At 41.2% G+C, this 15,536-nt stretch carries 13 protein-coding genes; 7 read left to right on the top strand and 6 right to left on the bottom strand.

Features of this window, described 5'->3' with window-relative positions; genetic code table 11:
• Positions 1–92 precede the first annotated feature (92 nt).
• The gene (locus tag ACWIWK_RS05100) at positions 93–1,877 is read left to right on the top strand and encodes an ABC transporter ATP-binding protein (RefSeq protein WP_454151430.1); all 1,785 of its coding nucleotides are present in this window, start codon (positions 93–95) and stop codon (positions 1,875–1,877) included.
• A 38-nt stretch (positions 1,878–1,915) separates the two neighbouring features.
• Here the strand turns inward: ACWIWK_RS05100 and ACWIWK_RS05095 are convergent, their stop codons facing one another.
• The 3 genes from ACWIWK_RS05095 to ACWIWK_RS05085 form a co-directional block, all read right to left on the bottom strand.
• Positions 1,916–3,262 (bottom strand): class II 3-deoxy-7-phosphoheptulonate synthase, encoded by a 1,347-nt coding sequence (locus ACWIWK_RS05095; protein WP_454151428.1) that lies wholly within the window; start codon positions 3,260–3,262, stop codon positions 1,916–1,918.
• A 70-nt stretch (positions 3,263–3,332) separates the two neighbouring features.
• Positions 3,333–4,907, bottom strand: coding sequence for a ribonuclease Y (rny, locus tag ACWIWK_RS05090; protein ID WP_454151426.1), 1,575 nt, complete (start codon positions 4,905–4,907; stop codon positions 3,333–3,335).
• Positions 4,819–5,571, bottom strand: coding sequence for a 5-formyltetrahydrofolate cyclo-ligase (locus ACWIWK_RS05085; RefSeq protein ID WP_454151424.1), 753 nt, complete (start codon positions 5,569–5,571; stop codon positions 4,819–4,821). Before ACWIWK_RS05085 ends, rny begins: the two co-directional genes overlap by 89 nt.
• Positions 5,572–5,652: 81 nt before the next feature.
• Between ACWIWK_RS05085 and ACWIWK_RS05080 the strand changes: the two genes are divergently transcribed.
• Genes ACWIWK_RS05080 through radA form a run of 3 tightly spaced genes read left to right on the top strand, consistent with a single transcriptional unit; the run spans position 5,653 to position 8,769 of the window.
• The gene (locus tag ACWIWK_RS05080) at positions 5,653–6,498 is read left to right on the top strand and encodes a hypothetical protein (RefSeq protein WP_454151422.1); all 846 of its coding nucleotides are present in this window, start codon (positions 5,653–5,655) and stop codon (positions 6,496–6,498) included.
• Positions 6,499–6,504: 6 nt separating this feature from the next.
• Positions 6,505–7,401, top strand: coding sequence for a signal recognition particle-docking protein FtsY (ftsY, locus tag ACWIWK_RS05075; protein WP_454151420.1), 897 nt, complete (start codon positions 6,505–6,507; stop codon positions 7,399–7,401).
• A 21-nt stretch (positions 7,402–7,422) separates the two neighbouring features.
• Positions 7,423–8,769 (top strand): DNA repair protein RadA, encoded by a 1,347-nt coding sequence (radA, locus tag ACWIWK_RS05070; protein WP_454151418.1) that lies wholly within the window; start codon positions 7,423–7,425, stop codon positions 8,767–8,769.
• Between the two features lie 24 nt (positions 8,770–8,793).
• Here radA and ACWIWK_RS05065 read toward each other — a convergent pair whose 3' ends face one another.
• Positions 8,794–11,433 (bottom strand): TonB-dependent receptor plug domain-containing protein, encoded by a 2,640-nt coding sequence (locus ACWIWK_RS05065; protein WP_454151417.1) that lies wholly within the window; start codon positions 11,431–11,433, stop codon positions 8,794–8,796.
• 237 nt (positions 11,434–11,670) lie between these two features.
• Between ACWIWK_RS05065 and ACWIWK_RS05060 the strand changes: the two genes are divergently transcribed.
• The 3 genes from ACWIWK_RS05060 (at position 11,671) to ACWIWK_RS05050 (ending at position 13,799) form a co-directional block, all read left to right on the top strand.
• Positions 11,671–12,717, top strand: coding sequence for a hypothetical protein (locus tag ACWIWK_RS05060; RefSeq protein ID WP_454151415.1), 1,047 nt, complete (start codon positions 11,671–11,673; stop codon positions 12,715–12,717).
• A 20-nt stretch (positions 12,718–12,737) separates the two neighbouring features.
• Positions 12,738–13,139 carry a diacylglycerol kinase gene (locus ACWIWK_RS05055; protein WP_454151413.1) on the top strand — a complete coding sequence of 134 codons (402 nt, stop codon included), beginning with the start codon at positions 12,738–12,740 and terminating at the stop codon, positions 13,137–13,139.
• A gap of 114 nt (positions 13,140–13,253) precedes the next feature.
• The gene (locus ACWIWK_RS05050) at positions 13,254–13,799 is read left to right on the top strand and encodes a YceI family protein (RefSeq protein WP_454151411.1); all 546 of its coding nucleotides are present in this window, start codon (positions 13,254–13,256) and stop codon (positions 13,797–13,799) included.
• A gap of 37 nt (positions 13,800–13,836) precedes the next feature.
• Here ACWIWK_RS05050 and ACWIWK_RS05045 read toward each other — a convergent pair whose 3' ends face one another.
• Positions 13,837–14,823 carry a radical SAM protein gene (locus ACWIWK_RS05045; protein ID WP_454151409.1) on the bottom strand — a complete coding sequence of 329 codons (987 nt, stop codon included), beginning with the start codon at positions 14,821–14,823 and terminating at the stop codon, positions 13,837–13,839.
• Positions 14,824–14,873: 50 nt separating this feature from the next.
• A complete protein-coding gene (locus tag ACWIWK_RS05040; protein WP_454151407.1) occupies positions 14,874–15,389 on the bottom strand; it encodes a hypothetical protein in 516 nt (171 codons plus the stop codon).
• Positions 15,390–15,536 lie beyond the last annotated feature (147 nt).

Genomic DNA, 15,536 nt, shown 5'->3' with positions numbered 1-15,536 from the left:
ACTTGAAGTCAAAATCCACACGCACAAAATTCGTCTAGATTTGAGAATTTAAATTTTAAAAACACAAAAACACCAAAACAAAAGGAGATACAATGATACAAATGATAAAAGACATCGCCCTAAATGACACGAGACGATTTTACAAATCGTTCGCACTGACTACCATTGCCGAAGTGGCAAAATTTAGCACCATTTTTGTGGTTATTTATTTTGTAGCACGAGTATTATCGCCCTTTTTTGAGGGCTCACTTTTGGGAGCAAAGGAAGCGGATTTGAGTGAATTGCTTATAATTTGTGCGGTGGGGTTTGGGCTAATGATTGCGAGCTTTTATCTCTCACTCCCTGCGTATAAGGCAAACTTTGAAGAGACTTACAAAGCAAGCGCACAAGGGCGAATCGCTTTGGCTGAGCATATCCGCAAACTGCCATTAGGATTTTTAGAGAGCGCAAATCCTGCGAGGCTTAGTCATTGTTTGATGAAAGATTTTGCAAATTTAGAGCAAGCAAGTAGCCACCTCCTCCCGCAAGTCTTTGCGAGCTTCGCGCTAAGCGTGCTTGTGTTTATCGGGCTTGCAGTCTATCATTGGCAAATGGCGTTAGCGTTTTTTGCCTGCGCGCCTTTTGCGGTGATTTTACTTGCGCTTACAAGGCGACTTAGCGACTATCTAAGCCAAAAGCACATAGCCGCAGTTTTGGACGCTTCAAATCATATCAACGAATATATCGATGGAATCGCCACGATAAAGGCACATAATCTAAGCGGGGAAAAATTTAAGCGATTGGAGGCTAGCTTTGAGAACTTGCGAAAAGAGAGTATCCGCATCGAAGTGGGGCTAATGCCTTTTGCACTCTCTGTGATTTCGTGTATGGGGGCTGGAATTGGACTTATGATAGGCTTTGGGAGGGAATTTTTGCTTAGTGGGGAATTAAGCGTGATTGAGTATTTGGGCTTTATTTTGATTGGCTCTAAGGCGTTTGTCCCGCTGATGACTTTTGCGATAAATTTTATTGAGTTGCGCTATTTTGCAAAATCTGGGCAAAATATTTTGACACTTCTGCGCGAAAACAAAGTCGCGGGCGATGATAAAGAATTGCCACGCGGAAATGACATAGTCATCGAGAATCTCGATTTTGCCTACGGGGCAAACGATGAGAACAAACATCAAAAAAGCGACTTTGCCCTGCGCAATATTAACCTTGTCATTCCGCATAAAAGTAGCCTAGCGATTGTCGGTAAATCTGGCAGTGGCAAAAGCACGCTAGTAAAGCTAATCGCGCGATTTTATGAGCCAAGCAATGGAGCGATAAAAATCGGCAATGCAAATGAGCCTAGCAGTCTAAAAAATATCGCAAGCATAGAGCCTGAAAGATTGATGAGCAAATTTTCTATGGTGTTTCAAAAAGTGTATTTGTTTAAGGGGAGCGTGAAATCTAATGTCGCATTTGGCAATGAGGACGCAAGTGAGCGTGAGATAGAGCAGGCACTAGATTCTGCAAATGCGCTAGATTTTGTGCGTGGATTGCCACAGGGGCTTGAGACGGCTGTGAGTGAGGGCGGGACTTCCTTAAGCGGTGGGGAAAAGCAGAGAATCTCAATCGCTAGGTGTATCCTAAAAAACTCGCCAATTATCCTGCTAGATGAGATGAGCTCAAGTCTTGATGTGGCAAATGAATTTGCAATGCAAAAAGCCCTAAACGCCCTTGCCAAAGACAAAACTATCATCATCATCGCCCATAAACTAAAAAGCGTGATGAACTGCGATACAATCGTATTTTTGCGCGATGGCGAGATAGTGGAATCTGGCACGCACGAGCAATTATTAGCACTAGAGGGCGAATACGCTAAAATGTGGCAAGCACAAAATTTACAAGAGTGAAATCTAGCGGAACTCACACCATAGGTTAAACAACAATCCTATGTGCGCTTTAACATATCGCTAATTAAAAATGCCATTTCAATGGCTTGCGTGGCGTTTAGTCTCGGGTCGCATTGCGTGTTGTAGTTGCACTTTAGCCCCTCTTCTGTGATAGCTTGCGAGCCACCCGTGCATTCGGTTACATCCATTCCTGTCATTTCTAAATGCACGCCACCAGCGATACTTCCATTTGCTTTGTGAATCTCAAAAAAACTTTTTACCTCATCAAGCACACTATCAAAGTTGCGCGTTTTATACCCACTACTCGCTTTAATCGTGTTCCCGTGCATCGGGTCGCAACTCCACACGATATTGCGCTCCTCGCCTTGCAAGGATTGCAAGATTTTAGGGAAATTTTGCTTGATTTTATCCGCACCCATTCGCACGATGAGATTAAGCCTGCCCTCCTCATTTTTAGGATTTAAAATATCACAAAGCCCCAAAATATCCTCTTTTGTTACATTTGGTCCTACTTTCACGCCCAGCGGATTATCTACACCGCGCAAAAACTCGATATGCGCTTCATCTAATCCCCGTGTGCGCTCACCAATCCACAGCATATGCGCCGAGCAGTTATACCACTGCCCCGTGAGAGAATCTTGCCTACACAATGGCTCTTCATAATGCAAAAGCAACGCCTCGTGGCTTGTGTAAAATTCTGTCTCACGCAATGTCGGCAAACTTTGTGAATCAATCCCGCACGCTTTCATAAAATGCAGGGCTTGCGTGATTCTATCTGCAATTTCCTCGTATTTTTTGCCAAAAGTGTTGTTTTTTACAAAGCTAAGATTCCATTTATGCACTTGATTTAAATCCGCAAATCCCCCTTGTGCAAAGGCACGGAGCAAATTAAGTGTCGCTGCACTTTGATTATAACCTTGCAAGATTCTATTTGGGTCTGGCTCGCGTGCTTCCTTGCTAAACTCCACGCCATTTATCAAATCTCCGCGATAGCTTGGCAAACTCACTCCATTAACTTCCTCAAAATCACTACTTCGAGGTTTAGCAAACTGCCCAGCCATTCGCCCAATCTTTACCACAGGACAACTTGCCCCAAAGGTCAAAATCGCACTCATCTGCACGATGACTTTAAACAAATCGCGGATATTTATGGCATTAAACTGTGAGAAACTCTCCGCACAATCCCCGCCTTGCAATAAAAATGCCTCGCCCCTGCATACCTTTGCTAGTTGTTCTTTTAGCTTCCTCGCCTCGCCAGCAAAGACAAGTGGAGGATAACCCGCTAAAGTAGATTCAACTTCTTGCAAATGTTTGGAATCTTTGTATGTTGGGTGCTGTTTGATTGGCTTTTTGCGCCAAGAATCTCTACTCCATTGTGTCTTCATCTCTTGTCCTTACAATAAATTTTATAGGCAAATATGCCTTATAAAGCAAATTTTATACACAAAGTGTTTGCTACTTTGCATACTCAACTGCGCGAACCTCACGGATTACATTTACCTTAATTTCTCCGGGATATTGCATAGATTTTTCGATTTCTTTGGCGATTTCGCGTGATAGCACAATGCTTTCATTATCGCCGACCAAATCAGCTTGCACAATCACGCGCACTTCTCTCCCAGCATTGATAGCATAGGCTTGCTTCACGCCAAATTTTTGTAAGGCAATCCTCTCTAAATCCTGCACGCGTTGCAAAAAACTCTCTAACACTTCGCGTCTAGCACCCGGTCTAGCAGCAGAGAGAGCATCAGCCGTGCAAACTGCCGCACACTCGATACTTTTTGCCTCTTCCTTGCCGTGATGTGCGTAAATAGCGTTTATTACCACAGGGTGCTCTTTATACCGCTTGCATACTTCCGCGCCCAAGTCAATATGATTCCCACCAAGTTCTTGTGTCAAAGCCTTGCCAATATCGTGCAAGATTCCCGCTCTACGCGCTAAACGCTCATCACCACCAAGCTCGCCTGCAATCATTCCTGCAAGATTTGCCACCTCGATAGAGTGCCCAAGTGCATTTTGTCCATAACTTGCACGATAACGCATTTTACCCAAAAGTCTTTTAAGCTCGGGGTGCATTATGCCAATCCCCATATCAAGAACGATATTTTCGCCATCTTGCAAGATGATTTCGTCCATTTGCTCTTTTGTTTTTTCATACACTTCTTCAATGCGCGAGGGTTGGATTCTCCCGTCTTCTATAAGTGCTTCTAGCGTCTTTAGCGCGATAGCACGGCGATAGAGATTAAAGCTACTTACAATGATAGTATTTGGTGTATCATCAATGATAATATCAACGCCACTTATCATCTCTAATGTTTTTATATTGCGCCCGTCTTTACCAATAATGCGCCCTTTTAGCTCATCATTTGGCAGACTTACTACATTTATGAGACGCTCTGTGGCGAACTCTCCCGCATAGCGCATTGTGGCTTGAGCGATGACATAATGCGCTTTTTGCTGGGCTTCGTGCCTTGCCCGCTCTTCATACTTGCGTATCATCATCGCCCTATCCTCGATAAGCTCCTCTTCAAGCATCTCAAGAAGTCTCTCGCGCGCCTCATCAATAGACAACCTGCTATATTGACTTAAAACTTTAACCGCCTCTTTGCGTGCGTCCTCATATTGTTCGCGCACTTTTTGATTCTCAGATTGTGCGTTGAGAATCTTATTTTCTAAACTCGCTAATCTTTGTTGCTCTTCTCTTATTGATTCTTCTTGTCGCTCAAGCTCTTGAATCTTTTTGTATTCTTGCCTTTCAAGTTCTGTTGCCTTTGCTTGAAATTCAGCCTTAAGATTAGATTGACTTTGTTCATACTCTTGTCTTAGAGCGATTTCTTCTTCTTTGCACTTAATTTTTTGCTCACGCAACAGCTTTTCTGCCTCATATTCTATCGCCTTTGCCTTTGCCTTTGCTTGCTCTAAAAGCACATCAACATTAGAACTAAATATCTTTTTGCTTACTAGGTAAGTAACGCAGGCAACGATAACGCCGAAAAGGAGCACGCCTACTATATACACTACAATCATCATACTTTGTCCTTTTGCAACACGACAAAGCGCTAATAAAATAATCCCCCATTATATCAAAGGATTGAGTAAGGACACGAGGACTTATGCAAGGTGTGCGACTTACAAAAATTTTACAAACTTTCTTTCTAGGATAAAGTCCAATTTTATGGTTACGCGAAAAAAATCTATCATACATTCCCTTGCCAAATCCCACGCGCTTAAACTTTGCGTCAATCCCAAATGTTGGAATCACCGCCGTGTCGATTTTTGCTAAATTAAAATTAGAATATTTACTTTCAAAAATGCCAAAACGATTTTTTTGTAATGGCAAGTGCAATGGTAACATTTTAAAACTTAAATCTTGTATAAATGGGAGAAAAATTTTCTTTTTTTGCCTTTTTAATCGCCAAATTAACTCCCAAATATCCGCCTCAAACACAAATGGAGCATACAATAAAATATTTTTAGATTGAAGTTTTTGCAAAAGTGCGAAAAGATATTTACAAATAATTTTAGAATCTCTGTCAAATGGCTTTTGTGCGAGGAGATTCTCTGTGAGGGGATTTGCTTGTGATGGGCTTGTAGAGAGGTTTGAGAGTGGAGAGATTTTAGCGTGCAAAACCTTTGCTTTAGCATAAATTTGTTGCATTTTAGCCCATTGGCGAAACGCATTTTTAGCACTCATACGCAATTTATCCTTTTTTGTGTATAATCATAGCACACATTTTGCTTTAAACATTTTGATAATGTAAAATAAGGACAAATAATGAAACAATCACATTCTTTAGTGGGAGGAGAATCTATGACACACAAGACATCAATGGCATTATATATCGCTGGTTTTTTTGCATTCGCATTGCTTTGTTTGAATTTTGTAGCTTGTGATAAATTTAAACACGAGAAAAAGGATAGCTTTACTTACACTCTTAACCCCACTTCTGTTGGGGAAGATTTCAATGAAGCGCAAACACTTACCATTGAAGTGCTTGATAGCAATAGCGAGGTAATTAAAATCTCTACAAGCGAGGAAAGTGATGCTTCAAATAAGCGACCAAGTATTTTGCTTTTTGTCCAGCACGATTGTAAAAACTGCCTCGCACTTGCCCCACATATTGTGGATTTAAAGCAAAAATACGCAAAATATATCAATCTTTTTATCCTTACTCCCGCCGCACAAAATGAGCAAAATATACAATCTATAAACTCTGTCTTAAATGCCTATGCTAAAAGCTATCCTATTTATACGCCCGCAGTCGTGCAAGGCGTTAATAATGACATATTAAACTTTTTAGATAAAGATATTTCATCGGGCTATGTATGGCTTTTAGATGTCGATGGAAGCAAGGTGGTGGATTATGCAGGGCTCGTGCCACAAGAAATGATAGAGCGCGATTTACTCTTTATCTTGCACGATGTGCTTAATGCTGAGGCACAAAATGCTTTTCAAATCCAAGAAATGCGTGATTTGGATTTACCAATAAATGAAAATGCGGATTTGACGCACGAGCCACACGACACACAAGATGAGCCTCAAGCACAACCACAAGATTCTGCAAATCCCGCAGATTTTGTAGAATCTAGCGAGCAAAGCCAAGCCAATCCTGCTAAATAATAAGCTATGCTCTCCTTTCTCTCAAAGACCACCAGCCACATAGGCTCAATACTTGGTAAAAAGCAAGATAGCCTCTCAAAAGACCAACTTGAAGAGCTTTTAATCGAATGCGATATGGATTATGATGTTATCCAATCACTTTTAGATTCCCTACCCTCAAACATTTCGCGTGATATTTTAGCCCCAAAACTTGTCGAGATTTTACGCATTCGCTCAGATTCCACACCACCACACACCGAAACTCTCCCCACAAAACCACAAGTCCTACTCATTATGGGGATAAATGGCGCGGGGAAAACCACAAGCATTGCCAAACTCGCCAACAAATACAAAAACGAGGGTAAGAGTGTGCTTTTGGGCGCGGGCGATACCTTTCGTGCAGCAGCTATCGAACAGCTTAAGGCGTGGGGTGAGCGGTTGCAAATCCCTGTGATTGCTTCAAAAATCGGCGGAGATTCTAGTGCAGTATGCTTTGATAGTATTACTTCAGCCATTGCTAAGGGGTATGATATGGTGATTTTGGATACAGCTGGGCGACTGCACACACAAAGCAACCTTACAAATGAATTGCTAAAAATCATTCGCGTAAGCCAAAAGGCATTATGCGAGGGAATGGATAACCCAAACGCGAGCAACCTCATCAAACAATACCTTATCCTTGATGGCACGCAAGGAAGCTCAAGCATCAATCAAGCCAAACACTTCTCCTCACATACCAAAATCGATGGAATCATCATCACCAAACTTGATGGCTCAAGCAAGGGAGGGGCGATTTTTAGCATTGTAAGCGAATTGCAAATCCCCATTGTGTTTCTTGGCGTGGGCGAGGGAGCAGAGGATTTAATCGCCTTTAGTGCCCAAGAATATGTCGCAACCTTGCTTGATTCTATATTTAGCGCGTAAATAAAGTGATAAAGGCAAAATATGGCAAAAAAACGCTCTCTTTTTGAATGCCAACACTGCGGATTCCAAAGCTCAAAATGGCTTGGCAAATGCTCGAGCTGTGGCGCGTGGGAATCTTTTATCGAGCTAAATAGCGAGCAGATTAAAACACTCCAAGAAACACAATCACTCAATACGGACAATAAAGCAATCGCCATAACCGAAGTAGAATTTGAAGCCTTGCACCAATTTACTTCGTATGAGCAAGAGCTTGACATTGTGCTTGGTGGTGGGATTGTGAGTGGTGGGCTTTATCTCATCGGTGGGAGTCCGGGCGTGGGAAAATCTACATTGCTTCTTAAAATTAGCGGGCTTATCGCCAAAAACACAAGCAAAAAGGTGCTCTATGTCAGCGGGGAAGAGAGCAAAAGTCAAATCAAAGATAGAGCGCAACGGCTGAATTGTGTAGATAAAAATCTCTTTTTGCTCAATGAAATAGACATACACCAAATCCGCGCCACGCTTATCAATGATGAGTATGCAATGTGCGTGGTAGATTCTATCCAAACGCTTTATTCTCCCGAGATTACTTCTGCGCCGGGTTCTGTTAGCCAAGTGCGTGAGATTACCTTTATGCTTATGCGCTTAGCAAAGGAGCGTAATATCGCTATTTTTATCATCGGGCACATTACTAAAGAGGGGAGTATCGCTGGACCGCGCGTGCTAGAGCATATGGTAGATTGTGTGCTTTACTTTGAGGGCGACCCAAGCAGAGAACTTAGAATCTTGCGCGGATTTAAGAATCGCTTTGGCTCGACAAGTGAAGTGGGGATTTTTGAGCTCACTTCTCAAGGGCTTGTCAGCGCGAAAAATGCTTCAAAGCTCTTTTTCTCTCAAAAGCCATCAATGAGTGGGAGTGCTATTACAGCGATTTTGGAGGGCTCTAGAGCGTTAGTGATTGAGATTCAAGCGTTAGTGAGTGAATGTGCGTTTGGCAATCCTAAGCGGTCCTCCACAGGCTTTGATAATAATCGCTTAACAATGCTCCTAGCCCTGCTAGAGCGCAAAATTGAGCTTCCGCTTAATCGCTATGATGTCTTTATCAATGTAACAGGTGGGATTAAAATCACTGAGACAAGCGCGGATTTAGCCGTGATTGCTGCGATTATCTCAAGCCTAAGAAATCGCCCACTAAGCAATAAAACCGCTTTTATTGGCGAAGTAAGCCTTATCGGGGACATTAGAGAAGCGCATAATATTGATGTGCGGATTAAAGAGTTAGAGAGCTATGGCTTTGAAAATGTCATATTGCCTAAAAAGCCAAACCAAACTTCACAAATCAAATGCTTTGAAGCAGATGATGTGGGCAAAATCTTGCAATGGATGTAAGATAATAGAATCTAAGTCTCTCATTTAAAACTTAAATCCCACTTGCGCCCAAAAGCTCCGCCCCATTTCATACATAAGCACACTTGTCCCTGTGGGAATCCCAAAGAGCAACACACCATCTTGCACACCAAGTGTGGTGAGATTCTTAGAATTGAGCACATTGTAAATATCGATATTGACAAAGAGCGCAGAGCCTTTCCACACTTCTCTCTCAAGCCCAATACGCATATCCCACATAAAGGCACTTTGCAGGTTCATTGTTTGCATTGTATAATTCATCCCACCGCCAGTTGGGATTCTCATATTAGTAAGCACTATTTGTTGGTAAGAATCTCTAAAGCGCAAAAAGTTGTTAAGGTTTAGTTTTACATTCTTAAAAATCGTGCTATGCGAAGCGTTAAGCCTTATCGTAAGTGGTTGGTTGATTTTTTGAGAAGGCATCGCGCTATAAGGCATTGATACACCATCTAAGATAACTATATCATTTGCAGAATACATATCCGCTCCGTTAATATAGGGGTTATAATTGCGTCTTGCATTACTCCAATCTAGCGAGAGATAGTAGAAATGCTCCACTTGTCCTGTAAGCAGAGGCTCTTTATGAGAGAGGGAGGCAGAGATGATGTCTGCGCTTGAGCTTCCATTATTAGAGAGTATCTCTACACCAGCATTAGTTGGTGTATTGGTGATTTGCTTTTTACCACTGCGTGAGATATACTTCACACTCAGCACAAAATCACTTAGGTTTTGTGTGATTGCGCCCATTAGCTCGTCATCATAGGGCAAATCCACGCCATTAAGCTCTACGCTATGCCTATAACTAGCAGTCTCCCTACGAACAACTTGCCAAGGACTAGTGTTATTTGCACGGGTAAAAACCAATCTATCCGCACCCAATAAGGAGCGATAGCCATAGGTGATAAGGTTGCGTGCATAGTAGCGGTTTGCCCCTAAGGTAAATTCCGTGCGCCAACTACGAGGGGCTGGAGTGATATAGGTGAGAGAAAATCGCGGAGCGATTTTGTGCCTTTTAAAGTAGTTAAAATCCCCGTCTAATCGCAATCCTAGTCGTGCATTCATCTCTCCACCGCGCCCTAAGTCAAACTCCGCTTCATCTTCTCCATATAAAGAATAGCTATACGCGCTAAAATCTCTCGCAATGGGGGAATACGCATACATAGTGCCACTGCCATCATAATTGGCGCAGTTTGAACTATTGACACCAAAAATATCTACCGCCCCTGTTAAATCAAACCCACAAGCAATATAAGCACGATGTTCTTTTGTGCGCTCCATTGATGCCTTTTGGTAAATAAACTCTAATCCAGCTAAAAAGCTATGTGTTATTGCGCTTGATTCTAGAGGAGTGAAAGCAAAGTCGTTTTTTACACTTAGAGTATCTTGCTTTTGATTTATACTTGGGAAGAAACCCTGCACGGGATAAAAGGTAGTTGGATTTTTGATAAAGGAACTTTCTGTATCTCTTGAGTTTTCTAAATTTGAGTAATTGACATTGGCTAGCCATAGTCCATACTCTGTATCCCAAGAAGTTTTTACCCCCATTTGTCGCCCGCCACTCTTCATCACATAAGTAGAATCTGGTGTGTTTGGATGAAAGTAAGTGCTACTTTGAGGCATATAAGCGAAGTTATACTCCAAGTTAAAATTTTCATTAGGATTAATAAAGAGTTTGACAAAGTAATTATCATTTGCCCTTGTTTGGTCTTTTGTCCCTGTGCTTTGTTCTCTAGAGTCATTACTACCAACTTGAAAGGTTTGAAATGTCGATAATGGGATAGAACTACTAGCAAAACTAATCCCAGCAAGGATGGCAAAATGCTCTGTCAAATAAGTCTCCAAACTTGCCCGATAAATAGTCTTACTAAAATTTGGTTGATAATTTTCATTTCTTGAATTTGCACTAATAATTGGCAAGCTATACAAATTAGGGAGCATATTGCTTTGCAAGGGGAGATTACTAAAGTTACTATTGGCATATTGTGCGGAAAATGTCCCGTGCAAGCCATTGGTGCGGGGCTTCCTAATGGTAGATTCTACAATCCCACCGCTAAAGCGACCATATCGCGCACTAATATTACTATCCAACACCGTGATAGAATCAAGCAATGAAGTATCGACATTAAGTCCTTGTGGGAATCCACTTCTTGCATAAGTTTCTAACATTCCACCGACACCACTCCCGCCAAATGGGTCTAAGTCATTATTGATACTAAAGCCATCAAGCAAAAAGTTATTTTGCGCAGGTAATCCGCCCGAGATACTTATACTCGCTGGATTGAGCTCACCTGCGGTGTTTGCTGTGCGCTTTGGGTCGTTTAACTGCACATTAGGGAGAATCTTTAGCGCGTTACTCATATCGCCACCCTCAGCTTGCAAGGCTCTAAATAGTGGCTTATCTATACTCGAGCCACTGCTATATGCCTTTGCTTGCTTTTTAAACTTATCATTTGGTATGCCAAAGTCATTTGGGTCGCGCTCAGTGCTTTGCTGTGGTAGCTGAGTAATTGGTGCGTTTGGGTCGTCATTTTGTGCGAGATACATTATATCTCTAGCACTTAATGCCCCCCCCGCACATAAAGCACAGGATATAGACAATGTTAGCGCACTTGAAGTAATATGATAAATGCTCTTTCCTCGACACAAAATACCCTCCTAAATAATAAATACAAAGTATGTTTCCATAAACCCACTAATGCGAAACTTCTAGTAAGAATATCGTAAAATTTTGGAAATATCAAATTCTAAGCAAAAATTAAACCTATTTGAGAAAAATTATCCTCATTTTTGCAACCTAACAAAATAATTTTTTAAAACTTTTATGTGGATTGCGCTATAATGTGCTTTTGTGTAATGTATAGATTCTATAAATAAAGGTGGGCGATGAAAAAACTCCTCTCTATTACTTTAGGCTTAGGCGGATTAGTGGCGGTTATTTTAGGTGGGTGGCTACTCTACCAAACGAGTAAAGCAAGCAAAAAAATTGAAGCGAGCATAAATCAATTTATAGCGCAAGAATTGGTCTTTTTAGACTTCGCTCCATTTGTGTGCGATGGCTTTGTCGAAGTCGTGTGTAAAAGTGAAAGTGTGCGCTATAATCCCATTACAACGAGCCTCAATCTCTCTCAAACGCCTACAATGTCAAACACTCTCGCGCAAAATATCCAAATCACGCTAAGCGGAAATGCCAAAAAAGCAAAGGTGGGGCTAAGCGCGCATTTAAGCGAGCTAAACCTCCCAACTTCTTGCGATATAGAGATTTCACTCGCCACCAAAGAAGTTTATTTGCCTAGTGGTGAGGATTTACTCATTTATAACAAAGGACAACAAAAGCCAATGCGCCTCCTTAGCACACAACTCCAATGCAAAAATCACAATGATGAATACCTACAAAAAAGCAACATAGCCTTTGATATTACGCATAATGACTTTGCAAATAAGGATTTGCAAGAAATCTTTAGTCTGCTAAAAAACCCACAATTCTTGCGAGAAATGTATTTTAGGCTTAACCACATTGATATAGATATGCACTCAAATGCCCTTAAAGAATATGTCGCAAGGATACTCTTTAACTCTACACAAAATAGCGATATAGAGCGCACAATTTTCGCGCTCAATTTTATGCGAGATTCTCTTTTAGGTGAGATTAAAGGAGCAGATAATGACAATATAGAAGCATTTAGTAGGAATCTTGCAAAGACACTGCTTCTTTTCCGTGATATTTTAGAGGGCAAAGTGAATAATGCGAGATTTTCCCTGCAAGCTAAAAGCGATACAACGCCACTCGTGCAACTAGACAAATGGAGTTTAGCTCTCGTTGTAGTTGGGAATTATTCACTTAGTGCAAATAGCGAGGGCAACGAGGGAGATTCTCAAGCACAACACTTAGAATCTCCATTACAACCCACTAATCCAACTCCACAACCTTAAATAAATTAAAGAAATAAGTGATGAGCGATTCTAAGCGCGACAAAGACTTACAACGCAACAAACCACAGCAAAAAGGACTAAAGCGCATTTATAACGCGCTTTTTTATTCTATCGATGGCTTTAGGGCAGCGTTGTATGATGAGGCGGCGTTTCGGCAGATTTGTGCGTTATGCGGGATTTGTGTCCCGCTTGGCATAGTTATCGCACGGGATTGGGTGGAATTAGTAATTTTGCTTTTGCCCTGCTTCCTTGCGCTCATCGTAGAGCTTTTTAACTCTGCGATTGAGAGTGCTATCGATTACATCAGCAAAGATATTCACCCACTTGCTAAAAAAGCAAAAGATATGGGAAGTGCAGCGCAATTTTGTGCGTTACTCTTTTGGGCGATTGTGTGGGGGAGCTATGGAATCTACCGCCTGTAACGATTCTAAACACAACAGGCAAACAAAACAAAAGTAAATGTTTTGATTTGTTTTTAGATTCTATAATGTTGCTTGGCTTAAATAGCCTAAAATTTCTCTTTTAAGGAGTTTGGTATGAAAAAACTTTCAATGTTAATGGCACTTATTTGTGCAGGGTTTCTTTGGGCAGCAGAATACGAGGTCGATGCTTCTCACTCATCAGTTGGCTTTGAAGTCAAACATATGATGGTAAGCAAAGTTAAAGGTGATTTTAAGAAACTGAGCGGTAGCGTTGATTTTGATGGTAAAAATGTCAAAGGACTTAGCGGTGAAGTAAGTATCGCTGATATTAACACCAACAACAGCTCACGCGATGACCACTTAAAGGCAAAGGATTTCTTTGATGCAAAAGGATTCCCAAAGGCAACTTTCAAAATGACAAAGTTTGAAAAAGGCAAGCTCTATGCTGATGTAAAAATCCGCAATGTTACGAAAAATATCGCTTTTAAAGCAGAGCTAAGCGGTCCTATCAAGCACCCAAAAAGTGGCAAAGATGTGATTTCACTCTCACTTAGTGGCGAGCTTAATAGAAAGGACTTCAAAGTCGGTAGCAATACACCAGATAACCAAGTGAGCGATATTGTGGGGATTTCTATCGAGATAGAAGCCGTTGAGAAATAACGCACATTTTAGAATCTACCTTTGGTAGATTCTAACTTTATCGCACTTTTAAAAACTCTATATCCCCCACTCTCTCCCATATTAAGACTTCCTCATCGATAAGTTTAGTAATCAACTCTTGGCTTGCTGGCGAAAAGAGTGTTTGTATATCAACTGCGCTTAGCGGGCGTCTTGCGATAGATTCTATAATCTCTTGCGCGCTTATGTCCTTTAGTAAATGATTGTCGCAAGAGTTGTTTGTGGTATTTTGCGGGCGACTTGGCAAATGCACATTGAGCCCACTAAAATGCTTGGCGTAAGATTGTATCTCCTCAAAACTTAAAGGTGAAGCTCTGTGTGCTGGAGGTCTATCAAGCGTGCCAATATCAAGGCGCGTGAGGGTAATGTCTTTAAGAAATTGTGCGAGGGCAATGGCATCTTGTTCGCTATCATTCACACCCTTAAGCAACAAAACCTCGCCGATAAGAATCCCACCAAATTCCTTGCTAAAGTGCTTGATTCCACTTTTTATCCGCTCTAAATCTAAACTTTTGTGCGGTCTATCTATGCGAGCAAAATTTTTAGGATTATTTGAATCAAGCGAAAACTTCACAATATCAAATTCACGCAATGCACGCACAACTTCTGCTCGCCAAAAAAGCGAGCCATTACTTAAAATAAGTGTGCGAATGCCACTTGGCAAAATTGCTTTTACCCGCGTAATAAGCTCGTATAAATGCGGATAGAGCGTAGGCTCACCATTTGCAGTAAATGTCAGCACATTGAGATTGTGTGTGCCTATTTTTTGGAGTGCTTGCGTGATGTGGCGCAGAATCTCATCGACACTCACTACACTACGCATAGAATCTATACTTTTGGCGGCTTTTAACTCGCAATAAAGACAATCAAAGTTGCATTGTTTGAGCTGTGGAGATAAATCAACGCCTAACGAAGTGCCAAACCTGCGTGATAAAACAGGACCAAAAACGATAGTGCTGGTGTTTTGAGAATCTGAATTGATGTGTTGTGGAGATTGATTAGACATTATAAAACCCACGCTTAAGGGACTTAAGCGTGGAGAGATGATTTTGATGACTATTTCTTGCCATCAATGAGTTCATCAACAACTTCTGATAGAGCTTTAGCGGCTTCTTTATCGACTTTTTGCACTGATTGGAGATTTTTCTTTAACAACTTGTTGTCAATTTCTTTAATCTGCACTTTCGCATAAAGCACGCCTGTATCGCTCACCCAAGTAGCTGTGCGTGTAGCACCTGCCAAAAGTTTATCAATACTTTGTCGTATAGCTCTTACACTCTCTGTGTTGCCATCTTTTTCTAAAATCTTTGTTTTCTCCTCGATTTTTTGCTCAAAGATTCCAGCTAACTCCGCTGTGCCCTTAGTTGTAGCTTCTTTCATCGCCCAGCTAATGTTATCGTTAGTGATTTTCGCACTACCAACACCATAAGTCTCACCATCTACGCCTTGTGTAAGAACCCACTCTGGAGCACCTTTAAGTCCGTGATTTTTGATGTTACCATTTTTTGAAGGACAACCTAGAAACGAAAGAACGACAAATGCGCTCAAAAGAACTGATGCTATGTATCGCATAACAAACTCCTTATAAAAAATTTAAAATCAAGGGTATTTTATACAAAAATAAACAATAAAGTCATTTTTTTGCAAATTCTTATCACTAATTGCTTAGAATCTACGAAATTTATCTAAGTAATAAATAGTATTTAATAAAAATTATTG

This window comes from Helicobacter sp. 23-1048 (genome assembly GCF_053654545.1).
This window is presented reverse-complemented; position numbering and strand designations above follow the sequence as displayed.